The following is a 21,223-nucleotide window of genomic DNA, read 5'->3' as shown; positions in this document are numbered from 1 at the left end:
TTTTTTGTAGGGAGGATTCAACCACGTTGGTTTTTCTGCGTAAAAAGCATCGAAATATGGCGAGTGGCGGGGTCTGCGGTGGGGGTTGGCTGTATGTGGAGTTGCGCGACGGGATCGCGGAAGGTTAGTGAAGTAGCTAGCTTAGTGCAGACGGAGTTTAACCCGCCGTCTGGCTCCATGGGGATAGGTAGGGGAACTACAGGCCACTATTCCCCTGAATAAACACCGATTCCACCTACTGCGGTCAGACCCCCTAATTCCGGAGAATTGTTAGCGAAAGTAACGTTGCTCTTAGAAATCCTTTGTTTCTTTCTTCTTTCCGTTCGTTTTCTTCTTTTAGACGGCTCGAATGTAGTCCGCTAACTGATCCGGGTGGGCACTTGCCCACTGCATGAATGCAGCTGGGGATCGTTTACCAAGGTTTTGGTGCATGCGTCGATTGTTATAGAAATTAACGTACGTTTCAACGGCGTCGTATGCTTCCTGGAATGTACCAAAAACCTCTTTCGTGAGTAAATCTCGCTCCAGTGTTGCGTGAAAAGATTCAATGTAGGCATTCATATTTGGCGTCTTTGGCGGTATACGCTCGTGCGTAATCTTCTCGTCCTCGCAGAGCTCGCCGAATGCTTTGCTAACGAATTGCGGACCGTTGTCCGTGCGTATGATGGGCATTTCCTCAACATCTGTTAAACGTAAACGTAGGGCAGTTCTTACTGCTTGACAGACCTGCTTTGCGTCGCAGCTAGAGCCTAGATGGTAACCTACGATACTGCGGTCAAACACATCAATGATGCCCGCCATGTAAAAGAACTGGTCATAACCTGCCACATAGCCGTACTTAATGTCGAGCTGCCAGAGTTGGTTTGAACGTTTGATCGTGTGGTTACGAGCCAGTTTCCGTGGATAATGAATCTTCTTTCGCCGCTGCGGATGAAGGATGCCAAGCTTCTTGCATAGGCGGTACGTTTTCTTCTTGTTGATGACCAGATTGTGTTGGATACGCAAGCATTCATTCAGCATCAAGTAGCCATAGCTATGCTCTTCACCGGAAACGAGTTCCATCAGCCATTCTTCGATCTGCTCATCACTGACGGCTTCACCTGAGCGCGTAAAAGAGTAATTTGTCACGGGTCTACCACGAAGTACTGCGATTGTTTTCTTCGTCGTGGTTCGTTGCTCGGACTTTCTCCTGTCGTAGTACGTCGAAGAAGCGACTCCAGTAAGTTCTAGTATTGTAACTACCGCGTTTCCCTGCCCAATAAACGTTTGTGCAACGTGGAGTCGATCACTGAGGCAGGGCTCGTCTTTTTTACGAGCTCACGCAGAACTTCATTCTCAAGTTCCTTTTCCCCCAATGCCTTTAAAGCTCGATTGTATTTTTCTTCAAGCTCAGCCAATCGTTTGGAGTCGTTAATGCGTTCGTCGATCGTAGGTAGGGCGTCTGCACCAAATTCATCTTGAAACTCTTTTACCCAGTTTCGAATGGTCTTCGGTGAGACCTCATACTTCCTTGCAAGAACACCAACTTTAATCCCGGCTAAAGCTTCATGCGCCACTTTGTTACGAACATCTTTGAATGCATTGTTTCGTTGTCTCATTCCGTTCAGCCCCCTTTATTTAATAGTACCTCATTTCCCTAGGTACTCTCCAATACAATTAGGGGGCTAAACAGACTGGGGGAACTACGGTCCTCTATTTTGCCACTTTCACGCGGGAAACTGGAAAATCCGAACAAATAAGAACCTGTAGTTCCCCTCAGCGTGGAAATAGCTCGTTTTCCTCGGAATAGGGGACCGTAGTTCCCTTTCAATGATGCCTCGCGGAAGTCTCGCTAGGTTTTTATTAATTTGTTGTTGGGGCATGTGGTGGGATTTGGCTGTAAGTGGAGTTGGGCGATGGGGTCGTGGAAGGTTGGTAAAGTAGCTAGCTTACGGCACCACAACAACAAAAAGGCCACCCATCGGGTGACCTTCCCAAAAACCATCTAAATATTCGTCGCCTCTCTCAAACTCTCACTTACCGCGGGCTTTCCAAGCGATAGCAGATACTTCTTGCCTGTCTCGGCTTGGAAAGTAAGCATACCGGACTGCTCTTCCAATACTGCCTCTACCGCAGCGCCTCCATCGGATTCTACGATAAGCGGCAGCTGGCCGCCCTTATAAATAACGGTGCAAGCTTGGCTATACTTGGCTTGAATAACACAGTGCGTCATCGCCCCATCTTCCCAGGCCAAGTCGATTTCGAAGCCGCCGCGAGCTCTCAACCCGCTAACCGATCCACGTGTCCATGCACTTGGCAGCGCTGGAAGCAGGTTGATCTCCCCACGGTGTGACTGCAGCAGCATCTCGGCAATGCCGGCGGTTCCGCCGAAATTGCCATCGATCTGAAACGGCGGATGATTGTCGAACAAATTCGGCAGTGTGGAATGCGACAGCAGCATGCGAAGATGCTCGTACGACTTCTCGCCGTCTTCCAAACGGGCAAAGAAATTAATGATCCACGCCCGGCTCCAGCCCGTATGGCCGCTTCCGGCTTCCAGTCGGCGATCCAATGTTCGCTTGGCGGCATCTGCCCACTCCGGCGTATGGCGAACATGAATCATTTCGCCAGGGTGCAAAGCGAACAAATGGGAAATATGACGATGTCCCGGATGCACCTCATCCCAATCCTTCACCCATTCCTGCAGCTGCCCGTGCTTCCCGATTTGCGGCGGCGGCAATTTGCGAAGCTTGCGCTCCCATTCTTGCCTTGTTCCTTCGTCTGTTTTCAAACGTTCAGAAGCTTCGATACAAGCACGGAACAAAGAATAGATAATTTGCGTATCCATGGATGGACCAATGGTCAAACAGCCAACGCTGCCATCAGCGCCGATAAATTTATTTTCCGGCGAAGTGGACGGTCCGGTGATTAAGAAACCATTTTCATCTTCAAATAAATAGTCCAAGAAAAACTCCGCTGCTTCCTTCATAATCGGATATGCCCGGTCACGAAGGAATCGCTCATCCTGCCCGTAACGGAAATGCTCCCAGAGATGAAGAGTTAACCATGCCGCGCCCATCGGCCAGATCGAGCCCGGCATAAAGTTACCTTCAATTTGGGTAGCTCCCCACATATCGGTATTATGATGTGCGACAAACCCTCTGCAGCCATACACTTCCTGCGCCGTTTTCCTGCCATTGATCCGCATGCGATCGATCAAATCAAACAATGGCTCATGGCATTCAGGCAGATTGCACACTTCCGCGTGCCAATAATTCATCTCCGTGTTGATATTAATGGTATATTTACTCTCCCACGGCGGTGTAAAGCTTTCGTTCCATATCCCTTGCAAATTGGCAGGATTGGATCCGGGACGAGAGGAAGCCATCAACAAGTATCGACCATATTGGAAATATAATTGCGCCAGCCCAGGGTCGTTTCCACCTTCTTTGAACCGCTGCAACCTGGCATCGGTCGGCAGCAAATCCGCTTCTTTGCTCTCTTCTGGACGGCCTAACTCCAGCTTCACACGTTGAATTCTGCTCGTATGATCCGCCAGGTGGTCCCGCTTGACTTTATCGAACCCCTTGCCCGCTGCATGCTCTAACTGACGCGTGCATATCGCAATCGGGTCCGAGTGGCGGAAGGAAGTCTGCGCCGCGAGATAGATGGTTACCGCTTCTGCCTGAACAATGAGGAAGTCGCCAATCACTTTCACCGACCCGCCGTCGGGAACCGCTTTCACAGCGGCGCAATACGTGACGCCTCCTCGGCCATTTTCACCGCTCATCACCAATGTATCGTTGGCAATCTTTTGCGTGCCTTCATCGAAAGGCCTACGGCTCAAATGCATGCGTAGATTTAACTTCGCCGGCCGATCGCACTTGATGCGAATGACGATCACTTGATCAACCGCGCTGCTGAACATTTCCCTGGAATGCTGAATATCGTTCAGACAATAGCCTACTTGCGCAATCCCCTGTTCAATATCTAATTCCCGATAGTAATTGGAAATCATTTTCTTTTCGCCGTCATGGTAAATTTGAAAATCTCCAAGCGGCTGATACGGATGCAGGGATTTAGGAATCGACATCATCCCCATTTGCGCAAGCTCTTCGGCCTCGATCTGCTTCCCTTTCATCAACAACTGGCGCACCATCGGAAAATGCTTCTGTCCCTCCGGATTATCCCCGTTAACGGGTCCTCCATACCAAACGGAGTCCTCATTCAGCTGCAATCTCTCATTATTTACTTTGCCAAATATCATTGCACCGAGGCGCCCATTACCGATCGGAAGCGCATCGTTCCAAGATCTAGCCGGTTTTTCGTACCACAACTTTGTACCATTGGCTGAATTTCGCACTTGTTTCATCAGCAACACTCCCTAAACTTTTTGTATGCGCAACGCGTAATAGAGTTTTCCTGGCAAATTTATTCGAAAACGCCCTTCATGTTCACCCTCTACTGGGGTAATAACCATATTCCATGTATCAATTACATCTACTCGGTAGGTTCCTTCCGGCAATGAAAACTCGCGATACGCAAAGCGATGGGGGCCAAAATATTGCAAGTAATATTCGCCTCGAACCGACAATGTCGCAGCATCATAGCTATCGCTCGTATAGGCCAATTGAGCAGGAACTTCATCAATGATTCCTTTTAAAAATTCGATCCTCCGCATGCTTTTTCCTTGCAGTTCTCCGCCATGTGACCACCATATTATTTGTTCGGTATTCCAGTATGTTTCCCCATGCGTCACATGCCCGCCTCGGCAGGTGCCTTCCCAGACCCGGCAAAGCAATTCTTCCGGCGTTAAGCTGCCCCACCTTGTATCCAAATTGCCTTCATAACCGCACTCGTCAATAATGGCCGGCTTGCCGTATTGTTTGGTACATTCCGAAATCACTTTCACATCGGCATGCTGGATGCTCGCATGTGTCGTCCATGGCGTGCCGAAATCATACCAGGTTTGGCAATTATGAATAGACCGCAGATGGCCTCCATAATCGCATTCCTGGACAATCCGAAATAGTCGGCTCCAGTCATCCAATTTTTTATGCGACATTAGATCGTATTCATTCGCTAATGACCACCAAACATGGCTATAAGCTGCGAATCGCGAAACGATGTAACGCACATAGCGGTCATCCGCTTCTTGCGGCATCCGGTCAAATCCCCAGCGCCCTTCATCGTAGGGATGAAACAAGACGAGCTCCGCCTGAATGCCCAATTCGGCTAAATCTTTTACCCGTTTCTCCAAATGTGCGAAATAGTCTGGAACGATCCGTGTATAATCAAAACCGGATTCGGGCGAACCTTCGAATGGGTAAATGGCGGGTTCCCGATCATTAAACATGTACGACTTCGGAAAAACCAACATCCGAATTTTATTAAAAGGCGCATCCCTTAGCGTTCGCAAAGTTTGCTCCTGTACTTCCTTGTCTTGCAGATGCCACACATAACTCGTTGTTCCGATTGGCGTATATCGTGTACCGTCCGCATATTCGAAATACACAGAGTCCTTCACCCTTACAGGACCGTGGTTATTCGTATTCACAGCTGAAGTACATGCAAATTCACCCTTCACCCGGTCCATTCCCGCGATCGAACTTGAAGTCTCGAAGAGCCATTGGCCTTCTTCCTCCGGCATAAAACGGATCCGATACTTGCCGTTACCGTCATAGAAGCCTTCGGCATAAGCTTCATTCCGTCCCTTCCGAAACCGGGCGCTAAGTTGAATGTCCGTGAACGGATTCCCTTGAGAGGGGCCTTCCAGCGTAAGCTCAAAAATGCCCCATCGCTCTACATTCCTTGAGTAGATCAGCTTTCTCTCCTCCTTCCACATCAGCTGCTTGATTCAACCTTTTGAATTCGAAGCGCCATAAAAGGTTTTCCGGGAAGGTCAACCTTGCAGTTCCCGCTGAACGTGCCTGACAAAGGGGTGATTGTCATATGCCAAGTATCGATAAGTTCTATTCGGTAGGATTCTTCCTGCCTAAGTTTCAAGACTTTGTATGCATGCTGATGACGCCCGAAGTAAAGCAGTTTATACGTGCCTTCATCCGCAGCTTTCATCCAGTCCGCCGGGCCTTCCTCCATTACTTTTCGCAAAAAAGCAATTCGCTCTGTACTTTCCCCGTATAACTTGCCTCCGGAAGAAATCCAGGCTCTCGTTTCCCGGTTAATGAAGGACTCTCCATGCCCGACAAATCCGCCCCTCGACAAGCCCTCCCAGAAACGGTGTGTTAGCTCCTCGCCGGAAATATTGCCCCAACGTCTGGAACTATTGCCTTCATAGGAAATCTCATCGATCACAATCGGTTTGGCAACAGCTTCACGCCAAGAGGTCGTCAGTTCAGCATCCCAATGCTGAATGCTTTGATGTGTAATCCAAGGCTTGCTAAAATCATATAAACTCGAAGATTTGTACATCTTCGTGCCGTTATGAATGGATCGCAAATGCTGGTACGGATCGTATCGCTGAGTTAATTGAAGCAGTCGGTCCCAATCGGCAATCGTTTTGTATTTATTAAAATCATATTCGTTGCAGAGTGACCACCACACATTGCGAAACGAGGCGAGACGGGCGATCACATAGCGCAGATAAAAGGCATCCGTTTCCGGGTCCATATTATCGACGCCCCAATATCCTTTGTCGTAGGGATGGAATAAGACGAGATCCGCTTCTATGCCAAGCCGCATGAGATCACGAATACGGTCTTCCAAATGGGCGAAAAATGCCGGATTAAATTGTTTTTTGTCTACATCCTCAGGGCATGTGCCGGCAAAGGCTACCCTTAGCGGCGGCTGCATATCCCGGGTTGGCAATAAACACATTCTGACTTTATTAAAAGGCGAATCCTTCAACGTCTGCAAGGTGAGCTCTTCCAACTCCTTGCTGCCATGGTGTGTCCAATGATAACAAGTCGTGCCGAACGGCAGATAAGGCGTTCCATCCTCATAAGCGAATAAATACTCGTCTTTTACCCGCACAGTGCCGTGATTCCCGGCAGATGGCGGCGTGCATACGAACTCGCCGCTTTGTCCGTCAAGTTCTTCCTCACTGCTGCGGGTCACATACCTCCAAATGCCAGGTCTGTCGGGCATGAAACGAACCCGGTACGTGCCGTCACCATCATAAAAACCGTCTGGTTCAACCATAAAGTTTTTGTATTGAAATTGTGCGGAGAGTTTAACATCCAGAAACGGATTTCCTTCAGTTGGCCCTTTCAATGTCAGCTCGAATTGTGACCATTGCTCCACTTCCCGCATGTTCATCTCAATTGCCATAGGCTCGCGATCCCCTCCTTTTCAATGCAAGCACACCCGGTTACTTAATCCCGGAATGAGCCATCGTAGCGATAACCTTACTTTGAAATACAAGAAACATAATCAAGTTTGGCAAAAACAAGAGGAGTGCAGCTGCGGCTGCGGCACCCTGCCGGGCCACGCTGTTCGCCATACCGCTCGTTAATGTTTCCACATAGAACGGGAAAGTTTTCATCGTCTCGTCCTGCATATAGAAGGTCGATGTGCTGGCATCTTTCCATGCGGAGTCAAAAGCGATAATCGCAATCGTCGCAACAGCGGGCATGAGCATGGGAATAACGATACTGATAAAAAGCCTAAGCTCCTTAGCTCCGTCCAGCCGTGCAGAATCCAACAGTTCATCCGGCAGTTGGTCGATAAATTGCTTCATAAGGAACACGCCGGTTGGCACGGCGACGAGCGGCAAAACGTGTCCCCAATACGTATCGAAAATATGCAGTTTGCTGATGATCAAATATTTAGGGATTTCGACCGTTTCCGGTACGAACACCAACGTCAGCAAAATCGTTGCAAACACCAGCTTATGCCCTGGAAACTTATGTTTGGAAATGGCGTATGCGCACATTGCGCTTGTCATGGTAATCAGAAATACAGCCATTCCTGTGACAATAATGCTATTGAATAAATAACGGGAGACCGGAACCGCCGTCCCTTTGGTCGTGGCAAGCAGCTCAGCAAAGTTCTGCAGCGACGGTTCCCTTACAAAGATGTTTGGCGGATAAATAAACAGCTCCTGATACGGTTTGAAAGCATGGTTAATAATGTATACAATCGGCAGCAGCATGAAGATGCTCAGCGCGACGAGAAGCACGGCCGCAAACATCTCGAAGGGGCTCAACCGCCGAATCCCCACTCTCCTGCGCCACGCGTGCAATTGACGCATTGTCCCTGCAATTTTCATTTATTCTTCTCCCTTCGTTCCGAACAGCTTCCAGCTCAGCTTTTGGGCGAAATAAACGATGGTTAGCAAACACACGGTCAAAGCCGTCGCATAGCCGAGTTCAAACCGTTTTAGACCATAATCGTCAATATGCGTTGTGATCATATGGCCCGCATATTCCGGCGTCGGATTCATGCCGGACAACGCCGTTCCGATGGACGACAGCTGAATCGCTCCGACGATGGCCATAACGGCGCCGAACAGCATTTGCGGTTTGGTGGAAGGAATCGTAATGTACCACACTTCTTCCAAACGGCTGCGAATGCCATCCAATCTGCCTGCCTCGTACAATTCGGGATTCACGTTGAGAATACCCGCTAACATGCCGAGAAACCCGATGCCCATACTTTTCCATAGAGAGACGACAACCATGGACGTCATTAAGTGCTCTTTACTTGTTACCCACTGGACAGGTTCGCTAATCAAGCTCATTTTTAATAAAAAACTGTTCAAGTAACCGATTCTGTCGCTGGAAAGCATTGGCGTCCAAATAATGCTCATCGCAACCAAACTTGCCAAGGAAGGAGTATACATGGCTAGTGTGAACCATTTCCGGTACACCCCGGGCAGAATCGAGATCAGCCAAGCAAGCATGAAGGCGCACACATAGCCGCCGGAGCCTACAATTAACGCAAAAGAAAGCGTATTGGGAAGCGCATATTTAATCAAAATGAGGTCTTGGGAAAGCATATACCGGAAATTGTCCCAGCCAATAAACCGAGGGGCTTCAATGGCATTGAAATAAGTAAAGCTAAGCGCTAAGGCGGACAAAACCGGCAGCAAAATAAAAATGATAAAACAGATCAGGAACGGGGCGATGAATAAATACGAGACCCGATATTCCCAAAGCGTTTGCAGCGCTGATATCAGCTTACTTTTTCGTATTTTGACCGGTTGAATCGTTCTTGGAAGCACTCGCGCTTGCACTTCACTTTTTAACATACTTATCCACTCCTTCCCATGGCTTTGTAATCACGGGTAAATTCAAAGATCGTACTAATTGCCCATTGGCATCAACAAAGTGAAACTCCTGCATCTTCCTCTGGATTTCCCTGTCCACTTCTTTTATTGCGGTTTCGAGCGAAGTCCGATAATTTTCCCCGTTGATAACGGTTCGAGTCCAAGCGTTCGTAAGCTCACGCTCCATATAGTAACTGCCCGGCACTTTCGCCACTTCACGGAACCATTTCCACTGCTCCAAAATCGCTTGCAGGTCTTCTTCCTTCCAAGGAAGCTTTACAAAGGAATCCACATTTGATGTGTACCAGCGGAACGTAACCCCATTGAGCGTTTCCAAATCGAGGCCGTATTTCTCCTGCACTTCTTCCGACATCCACCATTTCAGGAATTCCCAGCTTTCCTGCGGTTTCTTCGTGTGTTTGAAAATGGCTGAAGCAAATTGATCGCCGCCGTTGCCTCCCGTCCATCTAACAACCGTGCCATCCGCTTGCTTGACGCCTGGAATCGGTGCTACGCCCCATACGCCATTCAGTTCAGGTGCTGCAACAGTCAATTGGAGATAGCCATTCAAATCGGCAATACCGATCGGATAGGAACCATCGCGGAAATGCTGTACGAAATTATCGCTTCGTTGATCGATCCCGTATTTGTTTTGCAAATCCGTCCACTCTTTGAACGCTTCGAAGCCTTTATCATTGTTGAAGCCTGTTCTGGAACCATCCTGCTTGATGTACTCAAGGCCGTGCATTTGCATAAAGATGCTGTGTTCAACCGGCGTAAAATTCATGCCGTTTTGTTGCAGCACCGGCAGCATGCGGTACATGTCATCCCAGGTGTCCGGAACGCTAAGCCCTAGATTATGCAAGATATCTTTCCGGTAAAACATCATGGAGAACGTCTGTGTTTCCGGAACGGCGTAATAACCTCCATCATAGAAGTACGGCATCCATGCACCCGGAGCGAATTGCTTATACACGTCATCAAAATCCGGGAATTGTTTTAAATTGTATACCCCATTGCGGATGGCATAATCAAACGGCGTATCATGCGGTAAACCAATACCGACGTCAGGCGCCATCCCGGCTGCATTCATCAAGAGAAGCAGCTTATCGTCCTTCAGCAGGTTGATTTTCACTTTAATGCCCGTTTGCGGCGTAAACATTTCATTCGCCATGCTTTGCAGCAAATTCACGTAATCCCGTCCACGGTTCATCCACACATTGAGCACTTGATCATCCGTTTTTTCTGCAACCTCTTTACTTCTGAACGTATTGAAGAAATTGATAATCGAACCTTGAATCTTTTCCGCAAACGTCGATTCCATTTTGGGAAAAGGCTTTTGAGCCGGAACGATGAAAATCCGGTCAATTTGCAGCGGCTGTGAGCTAAGCTGTTTGACCAAGTCAGCCAGCTTGCCTTGCATGGAATTCATCCGGCCTGCATCATAAGGAATTTCATCCGGATACTTTAATAGCGTTTCAATATCTTTGCTTACCGTCACTAAACCTTGAGATAACGCGTCCGAGCGGCCATTGATCGTTATTAATTCTTCTCGGGTTGCCGCAAGATTATCATTCAGTTCCTGCAGCTGCTCAACAAATCCAGGTAAATCCTTTTTAAGATCCCAGGTCCTGTTTTTGTCATCTACCCCGCCAGTCAACGTGCGCAGATCCGTGGAAAGCTTAACCAATGTGGCAATTCCTTTATCCATTTCGGCAGCAGCCGGAATGAGAGGTGCCTGCGTGACACGCATCGAAATCGTATTGGTTCCTTTTTCCAAATAAAACTGGAACGGCTCGCCCTCGTCATTGCCTAACTCCCGCCCTTTCCAACCGGTTGCATAAGGGAAGCGATAAGCTTTCAACTCGGAAAACGGTACCTTCCCGTTAATCATAATCGTCCGGAACGATGACCGGTTGGAAACTAACGATTGCTGCTGACGCAGTGCTATTTTGTAGAAACCGGCGGCAGGAGCATCAAAGCTCCAGCTGATTTCTTGATTTTTCGACGACCAGTGACTTCCATCCAGCGTATTGTAGCTAATTTTGCCCCGCACATAAGGGCTATTGGCAATATCATTATCATAAGCGAGCGTAATGGAGGAATCATTTTTCCAACCGACTTGCTCCGCTTCAATTACAATGGGATCAGCTTCTACAGGGGCGGCATTCTTGGGCTGCTCTTTTTTTACAGCTGCATAATCCGCAACAGGGACAGGCGCTTTGAAAGAAATAGACTCCAGTGCCATTGGATCGCTGCCCGCCAAGCGGATTTTATGCTTCCCAGGTGTCAAATTCCACAGGAGAGGGTCTAAATAAGCCCCGGACATATCACGCAATTCCCAGGTTTGCCAACTCGAGATATCGTTGGCTGCCGGACGAATTTCGTCGCCATTGTCATCTTTGACGATCGGCATTTTATCCTTCCAGTGGCGATACAGCTCAATCGACTTGGATTCAAGGTAGGGGGAAACGCCGTCAACACTTAAGCTGAGTGCAATCGGTTTCCGATCCCTCGAATCCACAAACGGATGGTACGACATCTCAATCGTATATAATCCGCCCTGTGCAACGTCCAGATCATATTCGACCCATTCGTCGCCTTTGGCTTTCCAAACTAGTACGTTATTCTTGCCGTCATACGACTCAACCGCAACGTTTGCATTCGCCGACTTTCCCGACAAACTTGCTGCCGATAACGTTATGCTCCCGGTATGATCTTCTTTGGCGCCGTTTTTTTTCCAGCCTTCAAGTACTTCCGTATACGTAGGTATCAAATTTTTCGCTGTATTCGATGCATTTGTTACATTTGATGCAGCCTCCGCGCCTCCAGACGTGGAACTTGCTTTAGGCAATGTGCCATTGGTGTCAGCCAGTGCCGTTAGTGTAGGTCCCAGCACGCATACGAGGGCTAACATGAAGGACATCACGGCCCGTGTTCTAAATAACGCTTTCAACTCCATCCCTCCCGCTGCACCGCTCTAGTACCACAAATTCTCAGTGGTTTCTTTATCAAAGAACAGTGCTTTCTGCATATCTATGGTTAAAACCAGCTTCTCATCGTCTTCAAAGTTATGATCGGCCTGTGCCCTTGCAATGAGCAGCTTGGGCATGCCGATGTCCATATACAAATACATGTCCGCACCCATTAATTCATTCAATTTCTGAATGCCGGTAATTTGCGCATGGGGATTGGCTTCCCGAATCGCTGGATCCAGATGGATATTCTCACAGCGGATGCCCATGATGACGTTTCTGTCGATCTTCTTGTGCTTTCTCAGCATATCGGCTTGAAGCTTCGGAATTCGCAGGTAATAGCGGTTGGTGTGAAACTCGAGCGAACCCTCGCTGCCTTCCAAAATTTTTCCTTCGATAAAATTAATCGGAGGTGTGCCGATGAATCCAGCCACGAACATATTTCGCGGATTGTTATAGATCAGCTTAGGGGTATCCACTTGCTGGATGATGCCGTCTTTCATGACCACGATGCGATGTCCCATGGTCATAGCTTCCACTTGGTCATGCGTGACATATACCATGGTTACGCCAAGCTGCTTCTGGAGCCCGATAATCTCCGTGCGCATCTGAACTCTTAACTTCGCATCCAGATTCGACAGTGGTTCATCCATTAAGAACACTTGCGGATTCCGCACAATCGCCCTTCCTAGGGCTACCCTTTGCCGCTGTCCGCCGGACAGTTGTCTTGGTTTCCGATCCAGAAACGGTTCGATTTCCAATACCCTTGACGTACTTTTGACGGCTTGATCAATTTCGTTTTTGGCCATTTTCCGCAAGCGTAATCCGAAAGCAATGTTTTCATATACGCTCATGTTCGGGTACAATGCATAGTTTTGAAAAACCATCGCGATATCCCTATCTTTTGGCGGCAAATGATTGACCAGCTTATCTCCAATGTAAAGCTCACCTGAAGTGATATCCTCCAAGCCAGCGATCATCCGGAGCGTCGTCGATTTCCCACAGCCGGAAGGCCCGACCATGACGATAAACTCGCCATCCTGAATTTCCAAATTAAAATCTCTGACCGCATAAGCTCTCTCTTTACCAAAACGTTTTTCCACGTGATTTAATAGAATTCGCCCCATTACAGTACCTCCTATAGGTCATATCAACATCTGGTTGATAACGGTTTCAATACGCTTGTTTTTTATTATACACCCCACATTTGAACGCATTATAGGTGATGATTACTTAGTTATAGGGGGAATCCTGCTTTCAGTTCTTTTCTTTTGTGTAAAATAAAACAAAAAAAGCTGCTCCATATCAATGGCCAGCTCCATAAATTAACAAGAAATATCGGATTCGTCGAGTTCTTGAAAGTTTTGACGATATTGTCTTGGTGTTACCCCTGTTTTTTTACGGAAAAGCGCATGGAAAAACTTCATATCCTGATAGCCAACTTGATTGGCAATCTGATAGATCGGGATATCGGTCGATTTCAATAGCTCACAACATTTTTGTATACGAACATTTTGCAAATATTGGGTAAACGACAGGCCTGTCGATTTTTTAAATAATCGCTGAAAATGGCTTGCGCTCAGGAAAAAATAATCCGCCACATCCTGAACCGTCAGATTGTGCGTATAGCGGGACTTGATGAAATGCACAACTTCATCGAACATCCGGAAGGAAGCGGTTTCGGTTTCATTGATCATTTCAAAACGTTGAAGCAATACCAACATTTGGATTAAAAGCGCTGTCAAAACCGTTTCAAAGCCGGCACTCTTTTTCAAATATTCCCGATACATGTTTTGGACGATCAAAGAAAAGGTGTCGTGTTTATCCTGAAAATGCAACCAGCGTGCCGCACATTGACTTGGATTGTTGATGGCGTCGTAGGTTACGGAATCTTGCTGCAGCAGACTCTTCCATTTATCAAGAAGTTCAACGCGGAAAATACAATTATAGATGACGAGCATTTTATCCTGCTTTGGAGAGGAGGGGCGAAATACATGGGACGTGCCAATCGGAATGACGAATAGATCCCCTTGTTTCACATAGATCACTTCTTCGTCAATATAGTGGTAACCACAGCCTTCACCAACAAAACTTATTTCTACGAAATCATGCGTATGCTGCAATGTTGTAAACGATTCCAATTCACGATTTAGAAAAATATCCAGATCATTCTCAAAAAATAAATCCCCGCTTAAATGATCGATTCTTCCATTCATAGTTGTCACCTTCTCTTACAAGTATTTGTGATCTACGTATTCATGTATGTGAATCTGCAGCAAGGCAAGCGGGAACACGTATAAGGTGCTCCCAGCTCCGTCTTGACAACGTGGTTATTGTCCCTCTCTGACCCAATCTAACGTCATACGGATGTGTTTAATTCCTTTACGCAGATAAGAGAAAGCAAGGTGAATGTGATGATCGCGAGTCGTGATAATGGAAGGGTAGGAATACCCGACTTCCGAATCTTTATATTCCAGATCGGCCATTTGCACGTTTCTGACATACGGCCAAGTGCGGCCTTCGTCCTCCGATACAGCAAGTGTAAGCGGTGTCCGAAGCGGTTTCTTGCGAAACTCCCCTTTGCGCTGAACCCAACGGAACTGATCTCGTTCCATCGTTGAATTGTTGAAGATCAGTGCCAATTGACCATTAGAAAGCTTAACGAGCTGCGTCGAGGAATTATTATTCGGCAGTTCGCTTTTCACTGGGATCGACCAGCTTCTTCCGTAGTCCTGTGAAACGCTTGTATAAATTCGGTCGGCTTGGCGACTGCGAAACATGGCATACAGCTTGCCTTCGCCTAGCTCTACAACGTTCATTTGCACACGATGGATGCTGCCGGGCACTTCATATTCCGTCCACGTCGCGCCCTCATCAGAGCTTATTAAAACCACACTATAATGCCCCTCAAGCCGACAATAATATGCGGGTAACAGCCAGTCCCCGTTCTTCAGAGCAAGGGGAGGGTGCCTTAAGAAAATCCCCAGTCCATCGGAGAGAACCTCTGTAGCCCCCCATGTTTCCCCACGATCCTCGGAGATTCGGTAAACGATCCTTGATGTTTTCTGATTGTGAGGCTCATTTGACGTGTGGAACAACCATAGGTTTCCGTTCGGCGCTTGAAACAAAACCGGATTTTGCTCGGACCGCTCAAGATCATCAGAGAGTTGAACAGGAGTGGACCAAATCTTAGAACCTGCCGCTAATCTCGACATAACGATGTTCGTATCCGGATTCCCTTCCCCGCTGCCGGAAAACCAAACGCACAATAAATCTCCGTTGTCCAGTTCCAGCAAATTTGCCGCATGATTATCATTTGTGTGGAAAACCGGCAGGTAAGCTTCTTGAATCGTTGCATCTGTTCCACCTTCCAGAACAGCACCGTTAAATCTACTCATGATAGGATTGCCCCCTTCTTAGTCTCTAACTCCTGTATAGGAATCTCAATTCGGCCCAGTGTTTGGTTGGAGAATACAAGCTTGCCATCCACATAAAGTCGATAGCCTTCCTCAAGATCAGAAACAGTTGAAAGCACGTTTGGTTTCTTGTACGTAATGCGATACTCCGTTCCAGCCACTTTCACCCGATCCAGAGCAAAGAAGTCTAAACCAATATCGAGTGGATCCAAAATGATGCGATCCGCTTCTACCGTGAAACCCGCTACATGCGTGATCATCAGATCAATAAAAAACGAATGATTATATTCCTGCTCATCACTTAGCGGTTCACCTGTCGCGCTGTTGTAATGCTCAACAAGTCCGGGTTGATTGAGATCTCTTTTCATAAAATGCAGAAACGCGTACTCTCGCAGCGAGTGGCCGAAGAAGGAATCGTACTGATATCCGCTGCGCTTGCTCTCTTTCGCAAGTGCATCCAGTGCGATTGAGTTCGTATACGGCCAGGTAGGACCATCCCACACACAGCCGTTTCGCCCTTTTACAAAATGGCCCATCCAACCGCCATCTTTGGAGTAAGCCGGGCAATCCATCGAGACAGAAGGAAACGGGCATTTCGAATTAAATTCGCGTTCATTCATGAGATGCCCGATCATCCCTTTATAGGAATCATCCATGATTTGCGCCCAAGCCGGGTAGAAGCCGACTATATTTTTCACGAACGCCTTTTGGTCCGTCTGGTAATGGAGATCGTAGAAAAATTCCGTCTCTTCATCCCACATCTTTTCAAGGATATCCTGCTTAATGCCGTCTGCCATCTGGTGATACATCGTTGCTTCCGAATCGCCGGCGATTTCGCACATATTCGCTACTGCAAGCGTGTTCAAATAGTGATATACGGTACGATCCACTCTTTTCAGGTGCGTATATGTTTCTTTATCCTTCGGATTCTTAGGGTAATTATGAAAATACCAATAACTCGGCTGATATTCTTTTCCCGTTCGCGTATGCTTATATTCAATCATTAATCGATCGTTCCCGCTCCCGTTAACGCGAATGGCTTCTGAGATTTGGCTTTTAAAAGCAGGCAGCATCTCGACGACCATATCCCGATTGCGGTGTATCAAATATAGCTGGTAGGCAGCCCAACAAGTAAAGTTAGCGAATGCATGCATGACGGTATCGACAGTAAGACAGCTGAATTGCCCGCCTTCCCCCGGTGACTCCGCCATATTGCGCAAGGGACCTTCGCTATATCGCCCTTCATGATGCCATCTGGCATCCATCAAATGAAGCGGTACGGACAAGTTAATGAGTTTACTGAATTCCCAGCCGCCTTTACTGAAAGGTTCTTTGCTTTTCTTATGGGATCTTCCCTCATAGAACAAGGGGTAAGTCAAATTACCGTATTGGGGATCAGACAAATTATGCCGAAGCAGGAACCAGCGATAGATCCAAGTTTTGTTTAGCAGCGCATCACTGCTTGTAAACACAGGGGCATTGTCAAACCACTCCTGATATTCCTCGTTTTGCTTTTCAATGATTTGATCGGCTGTCCATCCACCATCCGTATAAGCCGTCGCCCGAGCTTGGAGCAAAGGGGTGTCATCGTGCCCCGATATGCCAAACGAAGCTGCGAGGATGTACGTACCTGACTGTCCAGGCTGCAAGCGTACTTCTTCATACAGCGCTGGATCGCTTACAGCTATAGCCCCAGCTACATCGAAACTATAATGCGGAATCTGATATTCACCTTGCAAAACATGGCCACTGCGCGTCTGGAACGCATCACCGTACGTGGATAATTTCAGCACGAGCTCTTCGCTGCTGTGGTTCGTCCAGGTCTGGCAAGAAACGGCGCAGTCATTCCATGAAATAAACTTTTTTTCTACCAAAGACAGACGGTGATCCTCATACGCCATAAGCAAATAGCTGGGATACCACTCTGTTCGGCATGGCTCAAAACTGCTGATCAAACTATTCTCTACGCTATACAGCATGGGAATGTTAACTTTATGTATAAAATCGAATCTACCGGAAAAGCCGGGCACAGGTTCCAAATAATCGGCCCACAGCCTCGCTCCTGTCGAACCCAGCAGTTGAGCGCCGGGGTGCGTGCGAAGCGTTTTCCTTCCTGCATGCAGTTGCTCGTTCACTTGATAAGCAGTCAGAATGAATCCTCCCCTATCAAAGTTAAAATTCTTCCAATTTTAACCTTATTAAATATATAACAAACTCATAGTAGAATAGTAGTGTAATTATTCCCAGAATATAGGTCATTCCTGCTCATATCCAAAATAATTTTTTGGAAGGCTATCCGTTCCCTTTTCCATGTATATGTGATAAACAGTTCTGGTCCGTTAGCAATGATGGCCGGATACGAGTATTGTTTATCTCCTTCATCCAACAAGAGCTCATTCTCCCAAGTAAGACCGTTATCCTTAGAGAAGCGCAGAACAAGCGGTGTTCGTGGCCCCTTGATCTTCCCGGGTTCCGGGCGTGTCGGATTATAAACAAGCGCCAGATGGCCATTGTCCAACCTGACCAAATCAATGCCGCTATTGTTGTTCGGAAGCTCCGTTGCATAGGCTTGGCACCAAGTTTTCCCCCCGTCTACCGAATCACTGCGATAGATGGCCCCTTCCGTGCTGCGTGTAAGCATATGCACCATTCCTGGTTCAGACTCCCATATCGTAGGCTGAATGATCCCTTTTCCCAGTATGGCGGTGCGGTCGAAAGGCACCGTTTCGCTGCGGGTCCATGTCTCACCGCCGTCATAGGACAGATCAACGAACGCATCCCAAGCCGGTTCGATCGAAGCCGGTGCGACAAGCGTGCCGTCATGCAGCACAATGGGCTTATTCTTAACCGGTCCCCGGCCCCCTTTGTCCCCTTCAACTAAAGGGACAGGCGTCGACCATGTGGTTCCGTCATCCGACGAGCGCATAACCATCGTTACCCATTCGGCAATGGAGGTGCCGATTTTGTAATACAGGAACAGGACACCGTCTGCCCTGCGAAACAGGACGGGATTCCAGTGCGGAACGTCCTCTTCGTCAGCGACTTTGACGGGTGGTGTCCAGCGGCCGTTCACTCGGCGTGACGTCCATATCGCGACGTCGCCGGCTTTCTCTTTCGTGCCGCCGAACCACGCAACGAGGATATCCCCACTCGGCAGCCGTTCAAGCGTAGAGGCATGACAGCTTAGAAAAGGTCTGTCGTCTTCAAAAATAAACTCCTTCACTTGATGAATCTCCCTCATCTCCTATCACTCCTTGGGACAATGTCGTAGCTCTGTCCCTTTTTGGTTCCAAACACGATGACATTCGGTTCAATGTCCTCGATTCGGATTTCATACCCGTTTTGCATGACGCATACCGGTTCCGCCGTGCGCAGCAGGAAGGACTTCCCGGCTGTTGAGAGAATTCTTGCTCGCAGCAGCTTGCCGTTCTCCCATGTGATATCGACTTCAAACCCTCCGCGTGCTCGCAGCCCTTTCACACAACCATTCATCCATTTCTGTGGTAGAGAAGGAAGAAATTGGACGTTATTGCCATGGCTCTGCAGCAGCATCTCGGCAATGCCCGAAACGCCCCCCAAATTTCCATCAATTTGGAAAATATCTTGTTTCACCTTTGGATGCCGGTGCGCATTCATCATGTTTGGATGAAGCCCGGCGAGTAGTTCATTCACAAACCGCTGCGCATGTTCCGACTCGCCAAGCCGTGCCCATAGATTGATCATCCATGCACAGCTCCACCCCGTATGAGCACCTCCATGGTTCAAGCGTCTCTCCAGGGTGACTTTGCAAGCAGCGGCAAGCTCGGGTTCCTGATGTAAAGTAATCTGATCCAGCGGATGCAGCGAGACCAAATGGGCGACATGACGATGCCCCGGCTCAAACTCTTCAAAATCCTCGTTCCACTCTTGAAGTTGGCCATATTTGCCTATCCGGTAAGGAGGCAGCCGCAATAACGCATGCTCCAATCGGCCTATAAACGTGTGATCCGTATCGGATAAAATGCTGCTCGCTTCCAAACAGTGGTCAAATAAATTTCTGAGGAGCGCGATATCCATCGTCACGCCTTGTGTCACACTGCTTTTTTGGCCATCTGGTGCAATAAAGAAGTTCTCCGGGGACGTCGACGGACATGTTACCAAGCTGCCATCCTTCGCCTCAACTAACCAATCCAAACCAAATCGTGCCGCTTCTTTCATCACAGGATACGCCCGCTTGAGAAACATTTCATCTTGACTGTACGCGTAATGCTCCCAAATATGCTGACATAACCATGCCCCGGCCATCGGCCAAAAGGCCCAACTTGGCGATCCTCCAACGGGAGTTGCGGTTCGCCATACATCAATATTGTGATGGGCCGTCCAACCCTCGCAGCGGTAGTGAACATCGGCCGCTTTCCGGCCTGTGTGCTGCAAGTCCTCGATCAAGTCGAACAAAGGCAAATGACACTCCGCAAGATTCCCCACTTCCGCAGGCCAGTAGTTCATTTCTACGTTGATGTTCGTCGTCCAACTGCTGCACCATGGCGGGCGAATGCTGTCATTCCAAATCCCTTGCAAATTAGCCGGCTGTGTGCCGATTCTTGAGCTGGACAACAGCAGGTATCTGCCATATTGAAAAAATAATGCGGCAAGTCCGGGATCTTCCACACCGTTTTTGATAGCTTCTATGCGGACATCCGTCGGCAGGTTATTTCTTTCCTGACCTCCAAGGTCGAGAGAAACTTTGCAAAAGCGTGCGGCATGATCGTTGATATGCCGCTCTTTCAACTGCTCGTACCCGAGCGATGCCGCTTTTGCCAGTCTCGCTTCTCCTAGCTGTAACGACGGTTTGTCTGATAACGCAGGGTTTTTATCATAACCTTGGAAGCTGGTTTCAGCAGCCAGCAGGAAAGTAACCGTTCCTGTACCACTTACACGAATCCGCCCGCCACTTACCTCCAGCCTGCCCTTGTCAATGATAACGGTCAATCGAATGTTAAAACCGATCCCTTTTCCTTCCGCATAATGTACAGGGTCCGAGGACTTCACCGTATTAGGTAGAATTCGCACCGGGCTGCGTCCGGTAAGAATCAATTGATTCCATGCCACTTTTTTGACTTCAAATTGCAATGGACTGCTCAACACTGCACTAACGCTGATGTTACGCTCACTGTGTAAGCGAATGGCCATGACCTGGTCAACCGCAGAAACGAACAGCTCCCTAGTATGGACAGCGTTATTTTGCGAATACTGCACCCGGGCGATGCCTTCCGCCAGATTCAATTCCCTTCGGTAATTCGAAACTTCGCCGGCCTCTTCCATAATCAGATCCAAATCGCCAAGCGGCACGTAGGATTCGATCTCCGGCCCTTCCATGTGCTGTTCGATCAAAGCCTCAGCCTCGGCATACTTGCCTGCAAAGATCATCTCACGCACGATGTCCAAATACTGGGCTGCTTCTCTGTTCACTGTTTCTCTGGGTTCCCCGGACCATAACGTATCCTCGTTCATCTGTATGCGTTCCCGATCCGTACCGCCATACATCATACCGCCGAAACGGCCGTTCCCTACGGGGAGTGCTTGGAACCAAGATTTCGCTGGCTGCGCGTACCATAATGCCGTACTTTTGTCTGACACTTGATCTC

14 protein-coding genes are annotated in these 21,223 nt (G+C 48.2%); all 14 read right to left on the bottom strand.

What is annotated here, in order from left to right:
• Positions 1–336: 336 nt before the first annotated feature.
• Positions 337–1,233, bottom strand: coding sequence for an IS3 family transposase (locus ACKTT9_RS12610; RefSeq protein ID WP_407873025.1), 897 nt, complete (start codon positions 1,231–1,233; stop codon positions 337–339).
• Between the two features lie 5 nt (positions 1,234–1,238).
• Positions 1,239–1,598 (bottom strand): transposase, encoded by a 360-nt coding sequence (locus ACKTT9_RS12605; RefSeq protein ID WP_407868515.1) that lies wholly within the window; start codon positions 1,596–1,598, stop codon positions 1,239–1,241.
• Positions 1,599–1,984: 386 nt separating this feature from the next.
• Positions 1,985–4,351 (bottom strand): glycosyl hydrolase family 95 catalytic domain-containing protein, encoded by a 2,367-nt coding sequence (locus ACKTT9_RS12600; RefSeq protein WP_407871844.1) that lies wholly within the window; start codon positions 4,349–4,351, stop codon positions 1,985–1,987.
• Positions 4,352–4,363: 12 nt separating this feature from the next.
• Entirely contained in the window at positions 4,364–5,824 is a 1,461-nt protein-coding gene (locus ACKTT9_RS12595) for a DUF5605 domain-containing protein (RefSeq protein ID WP_407871843.1), read from the bottom strand.
• Entirely contained in the window at positions 5,824–7,269 is a 1,446-nt protein-coding gene (locus ACKTT9_RS12590) for a DUF5060 domain-containing protein (RefSeq protein WP_407871842.1), read from the bottom strand. Before ACKTT9_RS12590 ends, ACKTT9_RS12595 begins: the two co-directional genes overlap by 1 nt.
• A 40-nt stretch (positions 7,270–7,309) precedes the next feature.
• Entirely contained in the window at positions 7,310–8,209 is a 900-nt protein-coding gene (locus tag ACKTT9_RS12585; RefSeq protein WP_407871841.1) for a carbohydrate ABC transporter permease, read from the bottom strand.
• On the bottom strand, positions 8,210–9,190 hold the full coding sequence (locus ACKTT9_RS12580) for a carbohydrate ABC transporter permease (protein WP_127449149.1): 981 nt from the start codon (positions 9,188–9,190) through the stop codon (positions 8,210–8,212).
• Positions 9,177–12,170 carry an extracellular solute-binding protein gene (locus ACKTT9_RS12575; RefSeq protein WP_407871840.1) on the bottom strand — a complete coding sequence of 998 codons (2,994 nt, stop codon included), beginning with the start codon at positions 12,168–12,170 and terminating at the stop codon, positions 9,177–9,179. Before ACKTT9_RS12575 ends, ACKTT9_RS12580 begins: the two co-directional genes overlap by 14 nt.
• Before the next feature lie 18 nt (positions 12,171–12,188).
• Positions 12,189–13,310, bottom strand: a complete 1,122-nt coding sequence (locus ACKTT9_RS12570; protein ID WP_407871839.1) for an ABC transporter ATP-binding protein — start codon at positions 13,308–13,310, stop codon at positions 12,189–12,191.
• Positions 13,311–13,508: 198 nt separating this feature from the next.
• Positions 13,509–14,399, bottom strand: coding sequence for an AraC family transcriptional regulator (locus ACKTT9_RS12565; protein WP_127449144.1), 891 nt, complete (start codon positions 14,397–14,399; stop codon positions 13,509–13,511).
• 114 nt (positions 14,400–14,513) lie between these two features.
• Entirely contained in the window at positions 14,514–15,581 is a 1,068-nt protein-coding gene (locus ACKTT9_RS12560; RefSeq protein ID WP_407871838.1) for an exo-alpha-sialidase, read from the bottom strand.
• The gene (locus ACKTT9_RS12555) at positions 15,578–17,734 is read right to left on the bottom strand and encodes an MGH1-like glycoside hydrolase domain-containing protein (protein ID WP_407871837.1); all 2,157 of its coding nucleotides are present in this window, start codon (positions 17,732–17,734) and stop codon (positions 15,578–15,580) included. The genes ACKTT9_RS12560 and ACKTT9_RS12555 overlap by 4 nt, the downstream gene beginning before the upstream one ends.
• Positions 17,735–17,814: 80 nt before the next feature.
• Positions 17,815–18,840, bottom strand: coding sequence for an exo-alpha-sialidase (locus ACKTT9_RS12550; RefSeq protein ID WP_407871836.1), 1,026 nt, complete (start codon positions 18,838–18,840; stop codon positions 17,815–17,817).
• Entirely contained in the window at positions 18,837–21,215 is a 2,379-nt protein-coding gene (locus ACKTT9_RS12545; protein ID WP_407871835.1) for a glycosyl hydrolase family 95 catalytic domain-containing protein, read from the bottom strand. The genes ACKTT9_RS12550 and ACKTT9_RS12545 overlap by 4 nt, the downstream gene beginning before the upstream one ends.
• Between the last annotated feature and the right edge of the window lie 8 nt (positions 21,216–21,223).

Source organism: Paenibacillus sp. P36, from assembly GCF_045866505.1.
GTDB classification, from domain to species: Bacteria; Bacillota; Bacilli; order Paenibacillales; family NBRC-103111; genus Paenibacillus_E; species Paenibacillus_E chondroitinus.
Note: the sequence above shows the minus strand (reverse complement) of the source record. Positions and strands in the feature narration are given on the sequence as shown.